The following is a 17,712-nucleotide window of genomic DNA, read 5'->3' as shown; positions in this document are numbered from 1 at the left end:
GAAGGATCGACGTAACCGCAGCCTCAACGAATGATCAGATGCAGGGCGTGAAGAACGGCGTGATCTGCGGACCGCACATCAACGGGATCAGGCGCGGCGGCGCCTGAGGCGGCGGGATCTTGGTGAGATCCGGCAACTGCGGCGGCGGCAGCTGGGCCAGGTTGGGCAACTGCGGCGGAGGCAGCGACGGCAGGGCCGCACCCACGGCCGCCCCGGTGACGCCGTTGACGATGGGCGTCAGATCCGGCCACAGGTTGACGCCGACACCGATTCCGGGCAGGCCGAGCGTGGGCGCGACCTCCACCGGCACATCATCGATCAGCGAGGTCTGCACCAGCGGCTCACTGAGCTGAGGCGCAGGCAGGTTCGCCAGGTTTTCCGCCGGAGTGAGGTTCGGGTTGAAACCCCACTCGTTCTTCGGCTCGTTGTTCGCGGGCTCCTCCGCGGGGGCCGCGGTGCACTTGACCTCGCCTCCGCCTACGGACGCACCGATCGGGGAGGCAGACGCGCCACCACCGTTGGGGACGCACTCAGCGTTGCCGATCGCCGGAGTGACGACCGTGGCCAGCGCCATCGGGGCTGCGGTCATCGCCGCGCCCACCAGCAAAATGGCGGCTGAGTGCCGGTTCGGACGTTTCATTGGGGCCCCTCGATCGCAACCTCGTCAATTCCGCACGCCAGCTTAAAGCAAAGACGCGCTAACTTCCGAACTTCGGCGAACTCGCCGACCGACGACACGCCGTCCGAGCAGGCACTGAACGGCGTGCACGGCACTCGGGTCGAAAACTCAGCACACGCGAGAGGATGCCGGACGCACTCTGCGCGGTGCGACAGAGCGGGTGGTGACGCAGCGAATCCGGTGCCGCGGCGAGGTGGGGACGCGAGGGCGAGATGGCGCCCAGCAACACACCGTGCGGGCCGATCGATCGATTTACAGCGCGGGCGGGCCTAACGGCGCTGCGACGCACGTCTCGGTCCGAGCGTCCAACATCCCCGGCGGGCACCCGGTCTCGCACCCGATGCCGGCTTGCTCGGCGTTGACCACCTGCCCCGGTTGGCAGCTAGACGATGCGACTTCGGAGGTGAGTGGTGCCATCACCAGGCTGCCGAAGAACAGGGCGACGGCCGCGAAGCCGAGAAGGATGGGACGCATGGCTGGCCTCCGATGGGCGAGTTCGCAGGTGGGCTGGTAAAACTGTGACATAAGTGACAGTTGTTACTGATGAGACACGCCGCGTCAACTTTTGGTTGACGGTCCGGCGTCGTCAACCTACGGTTGACGCATGAGCACATCCCCCGCGAAAGACGCCGTCAGTCTCGACACCCTCATCCGAGCGATCAAGAGCGTTCACAGCGACGCCCTGGAGCAACTCACCGACGCGGTACTGGCCGCCGAATATCTGGGCGAGGTGGCCGACCACCTCATCGGACACTTCGTCGACCAGGCGCGCCGCTCGGGCGCGTCGTGGACCGAGATCGGCAAGTCCATGGGCGTCACCAAACAAGCCGCCCAGAAGCGCTTCGTCCCCAAAGGCGACACCATCGACCCCAACGAGGGATTCACCCGGTTCACTCCGCGCGCCAAAGCCGCCGTGATGGCTGCCCAGGACGCCGCCCGTGACGGCGGTAACCAGCAGATCGCCCCGGAACACCTGATCCTCGGCGTGTTGGGTGACGCCGACGCGCTGGCCACCCGGCTGTTGCTGGCCCAAGGTGTTGCGCCCGACGCGGTGCGGGCGAACATCGAGCTTCCCCCAACCGGCGGCGAGAGGCTGGAATTGGTGCCGTTCAATGCGCAGGCGAAAAAGGCGCTGGAGCTGACGTTCCGGGAAGCGCTGCGACTGGGACACAACTACATCGGCACCGAGCACATGCTGCTGGCGCTGCTGGAATCCGAAGACGCCGACGGTCCCCTGCGGCGAGCCGGTGTCGACAAGGACCGCATCGACGCCGATCTGGTCACCGTGTTGGAATCACTGTCCAAGAGCTGAGCTCACATTCGCGCCGCCGCGAACGTCTTCATGATGTGAGTGTGCGTCCGTTCGAAGAGGTGGTGGCCCAGCACGGGCCGACGGTTCTGCGTGTATGTCGCGCAGTCGTCGGGCCCGACGACGCCGAGGACGCCTGGTCCGAGACTTTCCTGTCGGCGCTTCGGGCCTACCCAGGCCTGGCCCCCGACGCCAATGTCGAGGCGTGGTTGGTGACGATCGCGCACCGGCGGGCCATCGACATCGGCCGGGCCCGCAGCCGTCGGGCCACCCCCACGGACACCATTCCGGAACGGCCCACTCACGACACCGACCACAGCGCGCTGTGGAACGCGATTCGACAGTTGCCCGACAAACAACGTCAGGCCGTCGCCTACCACCACATTGCCGGCCTGCCGTTCGCCGAGATCGCCGAGTTGTTGGGCAACTCCCCCGCGGCGGCCCGGCGCGCCGCCGCCGACGGCATCGCCGCGCTGCGCAGACACTACCGGGAGGACGAATCCGCATGACTACCAACATGTTCGCTGCATCCGGCGACGATGCCACGCTGTCGCGCCTGCACACACGATTGGCGGCCACCGCCCACCAGCAGGAGCTGCTCGACATCACCTACCGCACCGTGGACACCCCGGTGGGTGCGCTGTTGCTGGCTGCGACCGACGTCGGTCTGGTCCGGGTGGCCTTCGCGGTGGAAGACCATGACGCGGTGCTGACGTCCTTGGCACAGCGGATCAGTCCGCGCATCCTGCGCTCACCGATTCGGTTGGACGACGCCGCCCGCCAACTCGACGAGTACTTCCGGCACCACCGCACCGCCTTCGAGCTGCCGTTCGATCTGCGCTTGGCGCAAGGTTTCCGGCGCACAGTGGTGGAACACCTGAGCGAGATCGCCTACGGCCGCCGCGAGTCCTATGCCGAGGTGGCCAGCGCCGTCGGCAGTCCGCGCGCCGTCCGCGCCGTCGGCTCCGCGTGCGCGCGCAACCCTCTGCCGGTCGTCATCCCCTGCCACCGGGTGGTCCGCTCGGACGGCTCACCCGGCCAGTACGCCGGCGGCGCGGCAGCCAAGTTGACCCTGCTGGATTTCGAGGCGGCGTGAGCGCGGGAATGAAATCGAGCCGCCGCCCGTAGCACTCGTCATGAAACTCAACGAGGCCGCGCGTGAGCTGATCGGGCCGGGCGCCAACGCAACCCTGGTCACCCTCAATCCCGACGGCAGCCCGCAGGTCAGTCTGGTGTGGGTGGCACTGCAACCCGGTGAAACCGATGACGAGCTGGTGGTCGCACACCTGACCGAACACAAGAAGGTGCGCAATGTGCGCCGTGACGGGCGGGTGGCCGTGACGATCGTGTCGAACGCCATGTCGGCGGTGATGCTGCCGTACCTGTCGGTGACCGGCACAGCGCGCATCGTCGAAGGCGGCGCACCGGAGCTGCTGCGCGAGCTGGCCGCGACGCTGGCCGGTCCGGATTCGGGGTTCCCGCCGGCGGATGCGCCGCCCGGGTACCTCACCAGAATCGTCGTGGACAAGGTGGGCGGCGTAGGACCCTGGATCGACTAGAGCTGGACCCAACCGGCTGTGGACACCTGTCCGATATGTCATCATGCGACACATGCGCCGATGGTTGTCGATCCTGACCGTTATGACCGCAGTGCTGGGCTTCAGCCTGGTCAGCCCGGCTGCCAGCGCTGCGGGCACCGTCATCGGCAAGATCGGCGACACCCTGCGGGTCGAGTACCTGGGCATCGTCGCCGACGTGACCGTGCTGGCGCCGGTGCCCTCGGAGATCCCGCCCGGCTTCGGCTACCCACCCCGCGCGCCGCGGCATCAGGTGTGGAAGTCGCAGGTGGTGGTGCAGGCCAGGGAAATGCCGGTTCCCTACGCCATGGGGGTGTCGTTCTGGTTCCGCGGCGTCACTCCCACCGGCGACGCCTACGAGCCGCGCAACAGCGATGCACCTGATGCGTTGCAGCACGATCTGCTGAACGCCCCGGCCGGGTCGACGGTCGCCGGTTGGGTGTACTGGGACTGCTACCGCGACCTGGTGACCAACGTGGTGCTGGTGGACAAGAAGACCGGTGTCCGTCTGGCTCAATGGAACATGTGACCGCACTGCACGTCTCTGCCGCCACGGCGGCCGATGTCCAGGACCTCGCCGACGTCGCCGCCCAGACCTTCCCGCTGGCCTGCCCGCCGTCGGCGACCGCCGAGAACATCGCCGAGTTCATCGCCACCAATCTGTCGGCCGAGAAGTTCGCCGAATACATCGGCGATCCCCACCGGGCCGTGCTGGTGGCCCGCGACGGAACCGCCGCGGTGGGTTACGCGATGCTGATCCGCGGTCTGCCCGACGATCCCGACGTGCAGAAGGCGGTGACGGTGCTCCCGACGGTGGAGCTGTCCAAGATCTACGTGCTGCCCAGCAGTCACGGCGGCGCGGCCTCGGCGGCGTTGATGTCGGCGGCCATCGACTACGCCGTGAGCCGGGGCGCCAAGAGTATGTGGCTCGGCGTGAACCAGGAAAACCAACGCGCGCAACGGTTTTACACCAAACAGGGGTTCACCGTCACCGGCACCAAGAGCTTCCGGCTGGGCCAGGGCGTCGAGCACGATTACGTGCTGACCCGACCCGTCTAGAGCTCCATCCCGGCCGCGGTCAAGGCCAACAGACGCGACGTGGCCCGCAGATACTTCTTGCGGTAGCCACCGGCCAGCATCTCTTCGCTGAACACGGTGTCGAGTTTGTCACCCGAGGCCACCACCGGAATGCCGGCGTCGTAGAGCCGGTCGGTCAGCGACACCAGCCGCAGCGCCACATTCTGGTCGTCGAGGGCGTGCACGCCGGTGAGGAACACCGCGCTGACACCTTCGATCAGGGTCAGATAACGCGACGGATGCATGGTGGCCAGATGTGCACACAGCGCGTCGAAACCATCGAGTGTCGCTCCGGGCACGGAGGCCGCTCGCGAGGACACCTCGTCATCGGACAGCGGCTCGGGCGCCGGCGGCAGGCCGCGGTGCCGGTAATCCGGGCCTTCGATGCGCACGGTGGTGAAGATCTGCGACAGCGTGTTGATCTCGCGCAGGAAATCCTGTGCCGCAAAACGTCCCTCGCCCAGCTGTTCGGGCAAGGTGTTGGAGGTCGCGGCGATCGACACACCACGCTCCACCAACTGGCTGAGCATCCGCGACACCAAAGTGGTGTTACCGGGGTCGTCGAGTTCGAACTCGTCGATGCACACCACCACGTACTCGCCCAGCAACTCGATGCACTCGACGAAGCCGAACACCCCGGCCAGCTGGGTCAGTTCGCCGAAGGTCGCGAACGCCGCGGGCGCGGGCGAGGTGGCCGTCAGCTGGAAGTACGTCGAGGCCAGCAGGTGGGTCTTGCCGACACCGAATCCACCGTCGAGGTACAGGCCGACACCGGGCAGTACCTCCCGTTTGCCGAACAGCTTCTTCTTACCGGCCCGCCGCTCGGCGGCCTGCTCCGAGAACGCACGGCATTTCTGCACGGCAGCGGCCTGACTGGGCTCGGCCGGATCCGGGCGGTAGGTGTCATAACTGACGTCGGTGAACGTCGGCGGCGGAACCAGCTGAGCGATCAACCGCTCCGGTGACACGGTCGGGCGGCGGTCAACGAGGTGCGCCAGCGCCGGGGCCTCCGAGGCCGAGGAGGTGGGGGCGTTCATGCAGGCACTGTAGCGACGTGCTGCAATCGAACTCATGGCGCAACCCGACCCTGGGACACAGCTCACACTGCTGACCGGCACTGGCACCGTCGACGAGGCCATGCTGCCGACGCTCTACCAATATCCCGAAGAGCTTCGAACATGTTGGGTGCGCGCGAATTTCATCAGCAGCCTGGACGGCGGCGCGTCCGTCGACGGCAAGTCCGGCGGGTTGGCCGGCTCCGGCGACCGTGCGCTGTTCAAGGTGATGCGGGAGCTGGCCGATGTGATCGTGGTCGGCGCGGGCACCGTGCGCGCCGAGAACTACGGCGGTGCGCAACTGACGGTGGCGCAGCGGCAGGAGCGCCAGGCCCGCGGTCAGGCCGAGGTGCCGCCCATCGCGATCGTGAGCAGGAGCGGCCGGCTGGACCGGGACATGCTGGTGTTCACCCAGACCGAGGTGCCGCCGTTGGTACTTACCTCGGCCGACGCCGCGCCGGGTGCGCGGTCGCTGCTCGGTCCCGCCGCCGAGGTGCTGGACTGCTCGGGCGCCGATCCCCAGTCGGTGGACGCCGCCACGCTGGTGACGGTGCTGGCCGCGCGGGGACTGCTGCGGGTGCTCACCGAGGGCGGTCCCAGTCTGCTGGGCACGTTCATCAGCGCCGGCCTGCTCGACGAACTGTGCCTGACGATCGCGCCCACGGTGGTGGGCGGCGAGTCCGGGCGCATCGCCCACGACGCACGCGGCCGTCTGACGGCGATGAAGCGGGTACACCTGATCGCCGATCAGGCCGGGTACCTGTACACCCGCTACGTCCGGGACGCATGAGGGCCGGCGGACAGCGCATGGGCACAGCGCGCCAATCGCTACTGTGGGCTGCATGAATCGGCCCGTCCACCTCACCGCTTTGGTCGCAGTAGCTGCGTTGCTGGCCGGATGCGCGCCGGGTTTGGCGGCCAATCCGCGCTACGCCACCGACGTCGGGCGCGACGGCGACAGCCCGACCACCAGCTCCGAGGCACCCGACGGCCCGCCGCCCATCGCAGCGCCGAAGAACGACCTGCCCTGGCGAGAGTGCACCTCTCAGGTATTCGCCGATGCCGCGCTGCCCGCCCCGCCGGCGATCAAGCTGGACTGCGCCACCTACGACGCCGACCTCGACCCGATCGCCGGGGCCACCGGCACGATCACCGTCGGTGTGGTGCGGGCCCGCTCGGTGCAGACGCCGCCCGACGCGGGTCCGGTGGTGTTCACCACCGGATCGGACATGCCGACGTCACAGCAGCTGCCCGTCTGGCTGTCCCGGGCCGGCGCCGACATCCTCAACAGCCATCCGATCGTCGCCATCGACCGGCGCGGCATGGGGATGTCCAGCCCGGTGGACTGCCGAGACCTCTTCGACCGCCAGGAGATGCGCGACCAGGCGCAGTTCGAACCCGGTGACGACCCGGTGGCCAACCTGGGTGCGATCACCATGACGGCCACCACCAGCTGCACCGACACCATCGCCCCCGGCGACAGCGCCTATGACAATGCGCACGCCGCCGAGGATCTGGAGCGGCTGCGCAGTATGTGGGACGTACCCGCGCTGGCGCTGCTCGGGATCGGCAACGGCGCACAGGTGGCGCTCGCCTACGCCGGGGCCCACCCCGACAAGGTGTCGCGGCTGGTGCTCGACTCGCCCCTGCCGTTGGCGATATCCGCCGAAGCCGCCGCCGAACAACAGGTGCGCGGCCAGCAGGCCGCGTTGGACGCGTTCGCCACCCAGTGCGCCGCCATCGGTTGTGCGCTGGGCCCCGACCCCAAAGCCGCGGTCGCCTCGTTGATCTCCGCGGCCCGCGACGGCCGCGGCCCCGGCGGCGCGGCGGCCTCGCAACTGGTCACCGCGATCGTCACCGCACTGGCCTTCCCGGACGGGGACCGCGTGACGAGCACCAACAAGCTCGCCGATGCCCTGGCCGCGGCCCGAGGCGGCGATGACAACCAGCTGACCAGCCTGATGAACCAGGCGGAGGCACTGCGCGAGTCCGACGGCCAGTTCATCAACCGGTGCAGCGACGCCCTGAACCGCCCGACCCCCGACCGGGTGCGCGAGCTCGTCGTCGCCTGGAACGACCAGTACCCGCAGTTCGGTGAGGTTGCCGCACTGAACCTGGTGAAGTGCCTGAACTGGCCCAGCGGCAAGGCCCCCGAGGACCCGAAGGACCTCAAGACCGACGTGCTGCTCCTCGGTGTCCAGAACGACCCGATCGTCGGCGCGGACGGGGTGGCGGCCACCGCGGCCACCATCATCAACGCGGGGGCAGGAAGCCGGCGGGTGATGTGGCAGGGCATCGGGCACGGCGCCTCGGTGTACTCGGCGTGTGCCATGGCCCCGTTGCTGGATTACCTCGGTAGCGGCAAAGCACCGCCGACCGACACCTACTGCCCCGCCTGACCCATCGCCATCCGGCTCCGGTGTACGGTGCGCACGTGACGGCAGTAGACGCGGCACGCACCCGCCTGTTGAAAGCATTCCGCCCACGCACCACTCCCCCGAGTGTCGCGACGGTGTTGCGGTCCATCCTGTGGCCGCTGGCGATCATGTCGGTGTTCCACCGCAGCTACGTACTGGCCACCAACGGCTACATCACCGACGATTTCGGTCCCGTCTACCGCGCCGTCGTCAACTTCAAGCTCGGCTGGGACATCTACAACGAGAACTTCAACCACGTCGACCCGCACTATCTCTACCCCCCAGGGGGCACGCTTCTGCTGGCGCCGTTCGGTTACCTGCCCGTCGACGCCTCGCGGTACTGGTTCATCGCCCTCAGCACAGTGGCCATCCTGGCCTCGGCGGTGATCCTGCTGAAGATCTTCAAACTGTCGTGGACCTCGGCCGCGCTGCCCGCCCTGATCCTGGGGATGTTCCTCACCGAATCGGTAACCAGCACACTGGTTTACACCAACATCAACGGCTGGATCCTGCTGGGTGAGGTGCTGTTCTTGTTGTGGCTGCTAGACGGCCGACGCAGCCGCGAATGGCTGGCAGGCATCGCCATCGGCTTCACCCTGGTGGTCAAACCCTCCCTCGCACCCCTGCTGCTGTTGCCTGTGCTCAGCCGGCAGTGGCGGGCGCTGGTGGGCGCGTTCGGGGTGCCGCTGTTGTTCAACATCGCCGCCTGGCCCCTGGCCAGTGATCCGATGAATTTCATCGAACGCACGGTGCCCTACATCTTGAGCACCCGTGACTACTTCAACTCGTCGATCCTGGGTAACGGCATCTACTACGGGCTGCCGATGTGGCTGATCCTGGCACTGCGAATCCTGTTCGGGCTCTTGGCTGTGGCGAGTCTGGTGCTGCTGTACCGCTACTACCGCACCCGGGACCCGCTGTTCTGGCTGCTGACGTCCTCGGGTGTGCTGCTGACCGCCTCGTACCTGGTGCTCTCATTGGGCCAGGGCTACTACTCGATGATGCTGTTCCCGTTCGTCATGACGGTGGTGCTGCCGAATTCGGTCATCCGTAACTGGCCGGCCTGGCTGGCGATCTACGGGTTCTTCACCATGGACCGGTTCCTGTTGTGGCACTGGCCGACGACGGGCCGGTACCTGGAGTACATGAAGATCACCTACGGCTGGTCACTGCTGCTGATCGTCATCTTCGCCGTGTTGTACTTCCGGTATCTGGACGCCAAAGCCGACGGCCGCCTGGAGCAGGGAATCGATCCGCCATGGATGACGCCTCGGCAGCAGCGCGATAGCGTAGGCGCATGAGTTTTCAGCGAGCAGCGGATCGCGCATGAGCGGGCATTTGTCAGAGCTGCCCAGCCCGAAGGTCGCCCTGACCGATGACCAATGGCGCGAGAAGCTCAGCCCGGCGGAGTTCGCCGTGTTACGGCAGGCCGGCACGGAGCGCGCCTATACCGGCGAATACACCGACACCAAGACCGAAGGCGTGTACCAGTGCCGGGCGTGCGGGGCCGAATTGTTCCGCAGCACAGAGAAATTCGAGTCGCACTGCGGCTGGCCGTCGTTCTTCGACCCGTCACATTCCGATGCGGTGATCCTACGTCCGGACTCCTCGCACGGGATGAAGCGTGTCGAGGTGCTGTGCGCCAATTGCCACAGTCATCTGGGCCACGTGTTCACCGGTGAGGGGTACCCGACGCCCACCGATCAGCGGTACTGCATCAACTCGATCTCGCTGAAGCTGGTGCCGAAAGGCTGACCGGTGTGCCGTCGGCGTCGCGTCGGATCAGGCCGCGGGCCTCGAAAGCATCCAACCAGCCCGTCATCGGCCACCAGCCCCAGCGCCGGTGGAACACCTGCGCGTTGCGCAGGATGTCCTCGAGGTGCTGCACCGGCGGATTCGACACCGGGTGGTGTTGGTGGAACGCGTGGGCGCCTCCCACCCAGCGCAGGCCCACTCCGGCCGCAGCCGCGCAGTGCGCGAAATCGGTGTCCTCGCCGCCGTAACCACGGTAGAGCGGGCAGAAGCCGCCGATCCGCTGCCATGTCGCGGCCGTGACCGCGAACGACAGCGACCAGAACAACCGGTACTCGTCACTGACCGCCACCTCGCCGTCGGGCGGAGCGGGACGGGCCGGATGCGGGTTCACCGCCAGCCTCGCCAGGTCGTAGCCGTCGGGTCCGGCGGGTGGCAGATAGGTGACCGGCCCGCACAGCAGCGCGCCGTGATGGGCGGGCAGTTGTGCCGCCGAAAGATAGTTTGACAACAGGTTCCGGCCCGGGATGCAGTCGACGTCCAGGAAGACCAGCAGCTGCGCCCCGTCGGCCAGCGCGGCCGCGGCACCGATGTTGCGGGCCTGCGCCAGCGGCAGCGCCGCCGGATCCCCATCGCAGCGCACCACGCGAGCAGCGTTGCCGGCGACCTCGGCGACGGCGGGATCTGCCAATGCGACCACCACATGCAGATCGGGCCGACGGATACCGGCCGCGAGCCCGTCGAGCTGGCGGCGCAGATGGCCGTGGCGGCCGTGCACGATGGTGATCACTGCTGTCCTCATCGCGTCGCCTCCTTCCCACAGCGCCGGGCGGTCTCTTCGATGGCCGCCGCCGCCCTGGCCGCGGCGCCTGGGACCTGCCAGCGTCGCCATCGGGTGGTGTCCGCCGACCGGGCATGGGTGAGCAGGGCGGGCCAGGCGCGCCTGGCCGGCCACTTGTTGGCGACGACGGCGAGCGCGTGCTGGCGCAGTACCCGCGCGGTCATGCGCTGCTCGTCGAACGGGCGGGTCTGCGGAATGATCACCGCGGGTTTCTCCGCGGCGGCGATGTCGGCGACGCAACCCTGTCCAGCGTGTCCCACCACGACGTCGGCGGCGCAGATCTGTGGCCACGGATCGGGGGTCCAAGGGCCACCCGGCACACCCAGGGATGTCCACCGATAGGCCGGGTTGTCCGCGGCCACCGCTGCCACCGTCTCGGCGTCGAGGCCAGATCCCCCGGCCCCGCCCAGCACCAGCACGGTGGGCATGTCGCCGCCCTCGCCGGCGGGCCTCGGCCTGCCCTCGAATCGGCTGATGCCCCCGACGTAGCTGGTCTTGTTCGCGTAGGAACGCAGCCACGGTGGCTCGCACAGTTCACGGGGCCATGGGGCGATGATGTGATCAGCCAGCCGGTACACCAACAGGTGCGGGGCATCGACCCGTTTGCCGGGCTGCGCCACCACGATCACCGGCACACCCAGCAGCCGGACGAACGTGGCCACCTCCACCGACACGTCGACCACCATTGCTTCCGGGCGGGCGTCGGCGACCCAGCGGGCGATGGTCTGCATCCGCGTCCTCAGGCCGGCGTCATGATGCGGAACCCAGTGCAGGGCACCGTGCGCGGTGGGTTCGGCCACCGCGTCAGCGGTGTCGTCGCAGGCCAGGGTGACGGTCTGCGTGAACGGTTGCGCTCCGGTCAGCTCAAGCGACGTCAGTACGGTAACCGGCCGCTGCAGCTGCCGGCCGATGCTGACCGCACGGCTGAGATGACCCCGGCCCTGGTGATGGACGTAGTACCCGATCATCAATCCCGTCCGTCGTGTCGTTGATCATGCTGCGGTACAGGTCGACGTAGGTGCTCACCATCGCCGGTGCCGAGCATCGCAGCACCGCGTGCCGGCGCACCTGTGTCCGGTCCAGCTCCATCGCCGCCGGGATGGCAGCGGCCATGGCGTCGACGTCATCGGGTGCGATCAACCGGCCGCTCGGCGGCCCGACGATCTCGGGCACTCCACCGCGGGCGAATGCGACCACCGGGGTGCCGCACGACATTGCCTCGGCGACCACCAGCCCATACGGCTCATCCCAGGTCGGCGTCACCAAGGCGGCCGCCGAATTGCCGACCAGATCCGCCAGTGCCGTCTGGTCGAGGTGGCCGACATAGCAGATGTCAGGGTCGAGTTCCGGGGCGATGGACCGGCAGAAGTACGCCGGATCCGAGATCGGCCCGGCGATTTTCAGCGGTAGACCGGCCCGCCTGGCCGCCTCGATGGCCAGATGTGTGCCCTTCTCCGGGGTGAGCCGGCCGAACCAGACCAGGCCCGCTCCGCCGGGACCTTGCGGCCACCTGTCGATGTCCACACCGTTAGGCACCACCGTCATGTCGTCGATGGCGTGGTTCCAGGCGTCGGCGGTGTACCGGCTGACGGCGGCAAACCGGGTGCCGACACCGCCGGTCACCGCCACCGCCGATTCCATCCACGGCGTGGGCGGGGTGTGCACCGTCGTCAACATCGGGGTGCTGAGCAACGGCGCCATGGCCACCGGCAGGTGATGCAGGCTGTGGTTGTGGATGATGTCGAAGTCGCCGCTGGTGGACAACTGCATCATCAAGCTCAGATACGCGTGATGATCGGTCATGAACTGATGAGCCGGCATCGACGAATCACCTTGTGCCGCAGGGGAAAGCGTGAGCTCATGCACTTCCAGTGTCGCGCAGCCGAGTTCGGGATCCGACCCCTCGCCGGCGTAGAGCACCACGTCGTGGCCCGCTCCGGCCAAAGCGCGGGCCAGGTGCCACACATGGGCTTCCAAGCCGCCGGCGAATGGCTGACTGATCGGGAACCGATTCGAGGCGATCAACGCAATACGCAGCCGCGGGCTCACGTCTGCCTCCCGCGCACACCGAAATCGACTGCGCCCAAGCGGTTGTCGCGTCCGGCGGTGGAGTGGCCCACGATGGGACCCGACTGCGCCCACGACAGGACGCGCATTGTTGTCGCTGGCACAGTGGCAACGAGCACGGAAAAGTGAGCCTTTCGGAAGGGAACAATATTCAGTAATCCCCGCTGGGCTGCGGGGCGGACGCGGGGTACCCCGCCACCGCCGGTTCAAACACCGTCCGAGGGCTCGGATCATTTCATGGGATCTATTGACAGATAGTCGGATTCGTCTACGCAGGAACCACGCCTACAGTGCGTGCCGCGCCGGTGTACGCGCGAATCGCGTCACCCGCCACGCGATCCCACGAATAGCGGGACCTGGCCCGGTCCCGTCCGGCCGCGCCCATACCCCGCCCCGCGAACGGTTCGTGCAGCAGTCGGCGAGCGGCTTCGGCGAAGCGCAGTACGTCACCGGGAGGAACCAGACGTCCCGTCACCTCGTCGACGACGATGTCGATCGTCGCCCCGACCGAGGTTCCGATCACCGGGACTCCGCAGCTCATCGCCATCAGGGCCGCCGCACCGGTGGGTTCCGAGACCGCCGGGTTGACATAGACGTCGGCCGAACGCAGCAACGCGGCAAGCTCGCTCGGGTTGCGCACCTCCGCAACGGTCACGCGCTCCCCCACATCGGCGGCGCTGGCGATCTGGTGCAGCCGGGCGGCCACGTCCGACGACGGTGTGATCGTCGGATCCACCCCGAGGACGAACTCGGTATCCGGCAGGGCGGCGAGCGCCCTGACCGTGGTGTCGAGATCCAGCTGACCGGTCGAGGTCCACACCGCCACGATGCGGTGAGGCAGCCCACCGCGCTCAGCCGCCGGACCGGGCGGGGTGAACACCTCACTGTCGACGCCGCAGGGGATCACCGAGATCCGTGACCGGGCGCAGCCGGTTCGCAGCAGTTCGAACAGTTCCTCGGTGTTGTTGGCCGCCACCCAGCTGGCCCTCCGGGCCAGCACCGACACCAGTTTGCCTACATCATCGGTCTCGGCCCCGGCGGCGATCTTGCCGTGGACGGTATCGAACGACTGCACCACGGGTAAGCCATGCCCACGGGCCGCGGACTGGCTGGCCATCCCCGACAACCAGGACTGCGCGTGCACCACCTCGGGGCGATCCCGTTCCCACGCGCGGCCGAGGTGGTCGGTGAACTCGCCGAGATCCTTGTGCGGCAATCCTTTTGCGGCACCGCCGGGCAGCCGGATCACCCGGTACCCCTGCGCCGACACCACCTCGTCGAGTTTCGGCGAGGTGCCGGGTACGTACACCGTCACGTCGTGGCCCGCCTCGGCCAGCGCCGTCGACAATCGGGCCGCGGGTACCGCAAGCTCAGGGACACTGACCTCGCGAACACCGTCGGAACCAGAAATCGTATTGCAATGGGCATCTGCCAGAACAAGTGCTAATCGCACGCGTTGCCTCCTCACAGCCAACGCGCCAGCCCTGTGAAAGCGGTGGCGCCGTATCTGCCGGCCGCTTTTTGACCGCGTATCAGGCAGGCGTTCGCGCCTGCCTCGTCCCGACCAAGCCGCCCCCTGCGGGGAGTTGCCGATCGACTTCGCTACCGGTTACCCAATCACACTGTTCTCGAACCGTGGGCGCGGTTGCGCCGCCAGCAGCGCGGTGGACGCGTCGACGTCCATCGGGCGGAAGTAGTGGAACCCCTGACCGACGTCGCAACCCAACTGTCGCAACCGCGCACTCGTCGCCTCGTCCTCCACGCCTTCGGCCACGACCTCGGCGCCCAGGACATGCGCCATTTCGATCAGAGACCGCACCACCGCTTCGGCTCGAGGATCGGCGGTGATCGGGGCGACCAGTTGACGACAGATTTTCATCTCGTCGACCGGGAACTCGCGCAGATACGACAACGCGGAGTAGCCACTGCCGAAGTCGTCGATTGCGATCCGGATCCCCTGCGCGCGGAGTTCGCCGAGCACAGCGCGGGTGCGGTCGACGTCGTACAGCAGAAGATCCTCGGTGATCTCCACGGTCAGCCGATCCGGTGCCAGACCACGCCCGGCCAGCAGTCCCGCCATCCGCCGGGGCAGATCGAGATCGGCCAGCGACGGCGCGAACAGATTGACCGCCACCGATGTCGACAGGCCCTGTGCCTGCCATGCCGCCAGATCGTCGAGCGTCCTGGCCAGCACCGCCTCGGTCAGCGCGGGCATCAGCCCGTGCCGGCGGACGATGTGCAGGAACTGATCCGGGTCGAGCACACCCAGTTCCGGATGGGGCCATCGCACCAATGCCTCGAAACCGACGATGCTGCCGTTGGTCAGATCGAGCTTGGGTTGGTAGACGACAGCCAGTTGCGCGTGATCGATCGCGGCGCGCAGTTCGCCGAGCAGCCGCAGGTCCGCCTCGGGGCTCGACTGTCCTGACGCATCCCAGCCGTGCCCCGGCGTCGACGGCCGCCCGTCAGGGGGCCGCAGGTCCGGGGAGTAGGCACGTAGCCCGCCGGCGCCGGACCTCTTGGCGGCATACATCGCCACATCGGCTCGCTTCAACAGGTCGGCCGGCGATACGTCGACGTCCTCCTCGGCAGCGGCTACCGCCAGGCCGACGCTGGGCCGGATCCGCACCGCACGACCGTCAACGAGGAACGGCTCATCGAAAGCCTGCATCACGCGGTGCGCGACCGATCGTGAGCCGTCGACGCTGCCTTCCATCAGGAATGCGAACTCGTCACCGCCGAGGCGGGCCACGGTGTCGCCGGTTCGCAGGCATCCCGTCAGGCGCTCGGCCACCGCGATCAGCAGCGAGTCACCGGCAGCATGTCCCATCGAATCGTTGACCAGCTTGAAGCCGTCGAGGTCGACAAGAACAACGGTCAGCGGTATGCGGTCCCGTCGCCACAACTGTGTGGCGTGGGTCAGGCGGTCGTGAAAGAGCGCGCGGTTGCCCACACCGGTGAGCGCGTCGCGCAACGCCTGTTCGGCCGCGGCCTGCATGAGCCGCCGATTGTCGAGCAACACCAGGACCTGGCGGATCAGCACGGCGCCGACCATGACCGCGGATGCCAACAACACCGGTGCCAGCTGCGGGATGACCATCAACTGCGCCGTCAGCACCGCCGCGGCGATGACCACCGGCACGTAGGGCAGCCACAGGGAGGTCCGCGACGGAACGGTCGAGCCGTCACGCTCGGCCTGTCCACGACCACCCCGTTCAGCAGCGATCCCGAGGATGAACAACCCGATGGCCCAACCACATCCGATCAGCACACCGTGCGCGAAGTCGCGTTTCGCCAGGGCATGAACGAAGGTCGCCCTTGTCAGCGCCATCACCACGATGCCCACCGTCAGCCACAGCAGGACCTGCCGCTGCCCTCCGCGGGCGCGCACCACCAACAACACCGCGATGGTGACCACCACCACCGTCGCCAGAAGGTGGGTCAGAGACAGGATCTCGGCCCCGTGAGTGGCCGCGTGCAGTTCGATGGTGGCCCGCAGGATGAGCAGCCAGGCGACTTCGAACAACGCGGCGCCGACGATCACGGCGTCGAGTACGACGCGGGTCCGGGATGGATCGGCGAAAGCCACCGGCATCATGAGCAACGCCGCGCAGGTGGACAACCAGAACAGCACATAGCCGGCATGTGCGGCCATCGGGAGCAGCCCCAAGTTCTTCTGGTGAGTGATCGACAACGCCGCCCCGACGGCCCACCCCACCAAGCCGATGGTTTGGAACGCCCACGCCGCGCGCACCCTTCCGGTACTGGCCCGGGCAGCGGAAAATGCGCACCAGGCTGCGGACAAGGCAAGCGCCGTCAGGCCGGTGCACAGGACCGGCCAGAATCTGGCGCCGCTGCACCGCAGCGCCGCGACGGGCAACACCATCGCCAGCACCGCGAAGATCGCCACCAGCACCGCGCCGTGAGGCGTCGAGACGAGAGCGCGAAGCCGCCGGCCGGTCATCGACACTGCGCCACCCCCGCTGCCCGGCATTATGCGCAAAGGCTAGCAAAGATTCGCCGATTTTCCGGCCAGGCGCAGCGGCAACCGCCTCAGGGTCAGGGAAGCCGTTCGACGAGCTGCTCGACGCCCACCCTCGGCCCGGTGAAGAAGGGGATCTCCTCGCGAACGTGCCTGCGCGCCTCGGTGGCGCGCAGGTCCCGCATCAGGTCGACGATGCGGTGCAGCTCAGGGGCCTCGAAGGCCAGAATCCACTCGTAGTCTCCCAGCGCGAACGCCGGCACCGTGTTGGCCCGCACATCCTTGTAACCGCGCGCCGCCATCCCGTGGTCGGCGAGCATCTTGCGCCGCTCCTCGTCGGGAAGCAGATACCAGTCCAGGGATCGGACGAACGGGTACACGCAGACGTAGTTACCGGGTTCTTCGCCGGCCAGGAACGCCGGAATGTGGCTCTTGTTGAACTCGGCCGGACGGTGAAGCGCGACACTGCTCCACACCGGGGTGCTGGAGCGGCCCAGCGTGGTGGTGCGCCGGAAATCGGCGTACGTGGCCTGAAGGTCCTCCACCCGCTCCGCGTGGGTCCAGATCATGAAGTCGGCGTCGGCGCGCATCCCGGCGACGTCGTAGAGACCGCGCACCACGACGCCCTTGTCTTCCTGCTGCTTGAGGAAGGTGGCCGTCTCGTCGACGATCTCGTCGCGCTCGTCCCCCAGTTCGCCCTGGTTGACGGCGAACACCGAGAACATCAGGTAGCGGATGGTGGAGTTGAGCGCGTCGAAATCCAGGCGAGACATGCACCCATCGTGCCACGGCCGGAGTCCGAGGCTGCGAGGGACGAGCAGGCGAAGGAGCTCCGGCCACAGGAACCGCCGGAGTCCGAGGCTGCGAGGGACGAGCAGGCGAAGGAGCTCCGGCCACAGGAACCGCCGGAGTCCGAGGCTGCGAGGGACGAGCAGGCGAAGGAGCTCCGGCCACAG

General features: G+C 67.8%; 19 protein-coding genes. 10 read left to right on the top strand and 9 right to left on the bottom strand.

Annotation, left to right across the window (positions count from 1 at the left end):
• Window positions 1-34 precede the first annotated feature (34 nt).
• Complete coding sequence (locus NL241_RS15050) at window positions 35-640, bottom strand: hypothetical protein (protein ID WP_487692602.1); 606 nt, start codon at window positions 638-640, stop codon at window positions 35-37.
• 291 nt (window positions 641-931) lie between these two features.
• Window positions 932-1,153 (bottom strand): hypothetical protein, encoded by a 222-nt coding sequence (locus NL241_RS15045; protein WP_494397952.1) that lies wholly within the window; start codon window positions 1,151-1,153, stop codon window positions 932-934.
• Between the two features lie 130 nt (window positions 1,154-1,283).
• On the opposite strand from NL241_RS15045, the gene NL241_RS15040 reads away from it, so the two are divergent.
• Genes NL241_RS15040 through NL241_RS15015 form a run of 6 tightly spaced genes read left to right on the top strand, consistent with a single transcriptional unit; the run spans window position 1,284 to window position 4,624 of the window.
• Window positions 1,284-1,991 (top strand): Clp protease N-terminal domain-containing protein, encoded by a 708-nt coding sequence (locus NL241_RS15040; RefSeq protein WP_494397951.1) that lies wholly within the window; start codon window positions 1,284-1,286, stop codon window positions 1,989-1,991.
• Between the two features lie 41 nt (window positions 1,992-2,032).
• Entirely contained in the window at window positions 2,033-2,497 is a 465-nt protein-coding gene (locus NL241_RS15035; protein ID WP_494397950.1) for an RNA polymerase sigma factor, read from the top strand.
• Window positions 2,494-3,084: a methylated-DNA--[protein]-cysteine S-methyltransferase gene (locus NL241_RS15030; protein ID WP_487692597.1), complete on the top strand. Its 591-nt coding sequence runs from the start codon at window positions 2,494-2,496 to the stop codon at window positions 3,082-3,084. Before NL241_RS15035 ends, NL241_RS15030 begins: the two co-directional genes overlap by 4 nt.
• A gap of 40 nt (window positions 3,085-3,124) precedes the next feature.
• Window positions 3,125-3,547 (top strand): PPOX class F420-dependent oxidoreductase, encoded by a 423-nt coding sequence (locus tag NL241_RS15025; RefSeq protein ID WP_494397949.1) that lies wholly within the window; start codon window positions 3,125-3,127, stop codon window positions 3,545-3,547.
• 52 nt (window positions 3,548-3,599) lie between these two features.
• Complete coding sequence (locus NL241_RS15020) at window positions 3,600-4,094, top strand: hypothetical protein (RefSeq protein ID WP_494397948.1); 495 nt, start codon at window positions 3,600-3,602, stop codon at window positions 4,092-4,094.
• On the top strand, window positions 4,091-4,624 hold the full coding sequence (locus tag NL241_RS15015; RefSeq protein WP_487692594.1) for a GNAT family N-acetyltransferase: 534 nt from the start codon (window positions 4,091-4,093) through the stop codon (window positions 4,622-4,624). Before NL241_RS15020 ends, NL241_RS15015 begins: the two co-directional genes overlap by 4 nt.
• Here NL241_RS15015 and zapE read toward each other — a convergent pair.
• Window positions 4,621-5,715, bottom strand: coding sequence for a cell division protein ZapE (zapE, locus tag NL241_RS15010; protein ID WP_494397947.1), 1,095 nt, complete (start codon window positions 5,713-5,715; stop codon window positions 4,621-4,623). The genes NL241_RS15015 and zapE overlap by 4 nt on opposite strands.
• Between zapE and NL241_RS15005 the strand changes: the two genes are divergently transcribed.
• The 4 genes from NL241_RS15005 to msrB are packed head-to-tail and all read left to right on the top strand — an operon-like array spanning window position 5,714 to window position 9,869.
• On the top strand, window positions 5,714-6,487 hold the full coding sequence (locus NL241_RS15005; protein ID WP_494397946.1) for a pyrimidine reductase family protein: 774 nt from the start codon (window positions 5,714-5,716) through the stop codon (window positions 6,485-6,487). The genes zapE and NL241_RS15005 overlap by 2 nt on opposite strands.
• A 52-nt stretch (window positions 6,488-6,539) precedes the next feature.
• Complete coding sequence (locus NL241_RS15000; protein ID WP_487692589.1) at window positions 6,540-8,096, top strand: alpha/beta fold hydrolase; 1,557 nt, start codon at window positions 6,540-6,542, stop codon at window positions 8,094-8,096.
• 20 nt (window positions 8,097-8,116) lie between these two features.
• Window positions 8,117-9,415 carry an arabinofuranan 3-O-arabinosyltransferase gene (gene aftC, locus NL241_RS14995; protein ID WP_494397945.1) on the top strand — a complete coding sequence of 433 codons (1,299 nt, stop codon included), beginning with the start codon at window positions 8,117-8,119 and terminating at the stop codon, window positions 9,413-9,415.
• A 25-nt stretch (window positions 9,416-9,440) separates the two neighbouring features.
• Window positions 9,441-9,869 (top strand): peptide-methionine (R)-S-oxide reductase MsrB, encoded by a 429-nt coding sequence (gene msrB, locus NL241_RS14990; protein WP_487692587.1) that lies wholly within the window; start codon window positions 9,441-9,443, stop codon window positions 9,867-9,869.
• Here msrB and NL241_RS14985 read toward each other — a convergent pair.
• The 6 genes from NL241_RS14985 to hemQ form a co-directional block, all read right to left on the bottom strand.
• Window positions 9,832-10,668, bottom strand: a complete 837-nt coding sequence (locus NL241_RS14985) for a glycosyltransferase family 2 protein (RefSeq protein WP_494397944.1) — start codon at window positions 10,666-10,668, stop codon at window positions 9,832-9,834. The genes msrB and NL241_RS14985 overlap by 38 nt on opposite strands.
• Complete coding sequence (locus NL241_RS14980) at window positions 10,665-11,675, bottom strand: glycosyltransferase (protein ID WP_494397943.1); 1,011 nt, start codon at window positions 11,673-11,675, stop codon at window positions 10,665-10,667. Before NL241_RS14980 ends, NL241_RS14985 begins: the two co-directional genes overlap by 4 nt.
• Window positions 11,572-12,756 (bottom strand): glycosyltransferase family 4 protein, encoded by a 1,185-nt coding sequence (locus NL241_RS14975; protein ID WP_494397942.1) that lies wholly within the window; start codon window positions 12,754-12,756, stop codon window positions 11,572-11,574. The genes NL241_RS14980 and NL241_RS14975 overlap by 104 nt, the downstream gene beginning before the upstream one ends.
• 286 nt (window positions 12,757-13,042) lie before the next feature.
• A complete protein-coding gene (locus NL241_RS14970) occupies window positions 13,043-14,122 on the bottom strand; it encodes a glycosyltransferase (protein ID WP_494397941.1) in 1,080 nt (359 codons plus the stop codon).
• Window positions 14,123-14,383: 261 nt separating this feature from the next.
• Entirely contained in the window at window positions 14,384-16,768 is a 2,385-nt protein-coding gene (locus tag NL241_RS14965) for a putative bifunctional diguanylate cyclase/phosphodiesterase (RefSeq protein WP_494397940.1), read from the bottom strand.
• Window positions 16,769-16,833: 65 nt separating this feature from the next.
• On the bottom strand, window positions 16,834-17,529 hold the full coding sequence (gene hemQ, locus NL241_RS14960; RefSeq protein WP_487692580.1) for a hydrogen peroxide-dependent heme synthase: 696 nt from the start codon (window positions 17,527-17,529) through the stop codon (window positions 16,834-16,836).
• Between the last annotated feature and the right edge of the window lie 183 nt (window positions 17,530-17,712).

The organism is Mycolicibacterium sp. SMGY-1XX (genome assembly GCF_059132455.1).
This window is presented reverse-complemented; position numbering and strand designations above follow the sequence as displayed.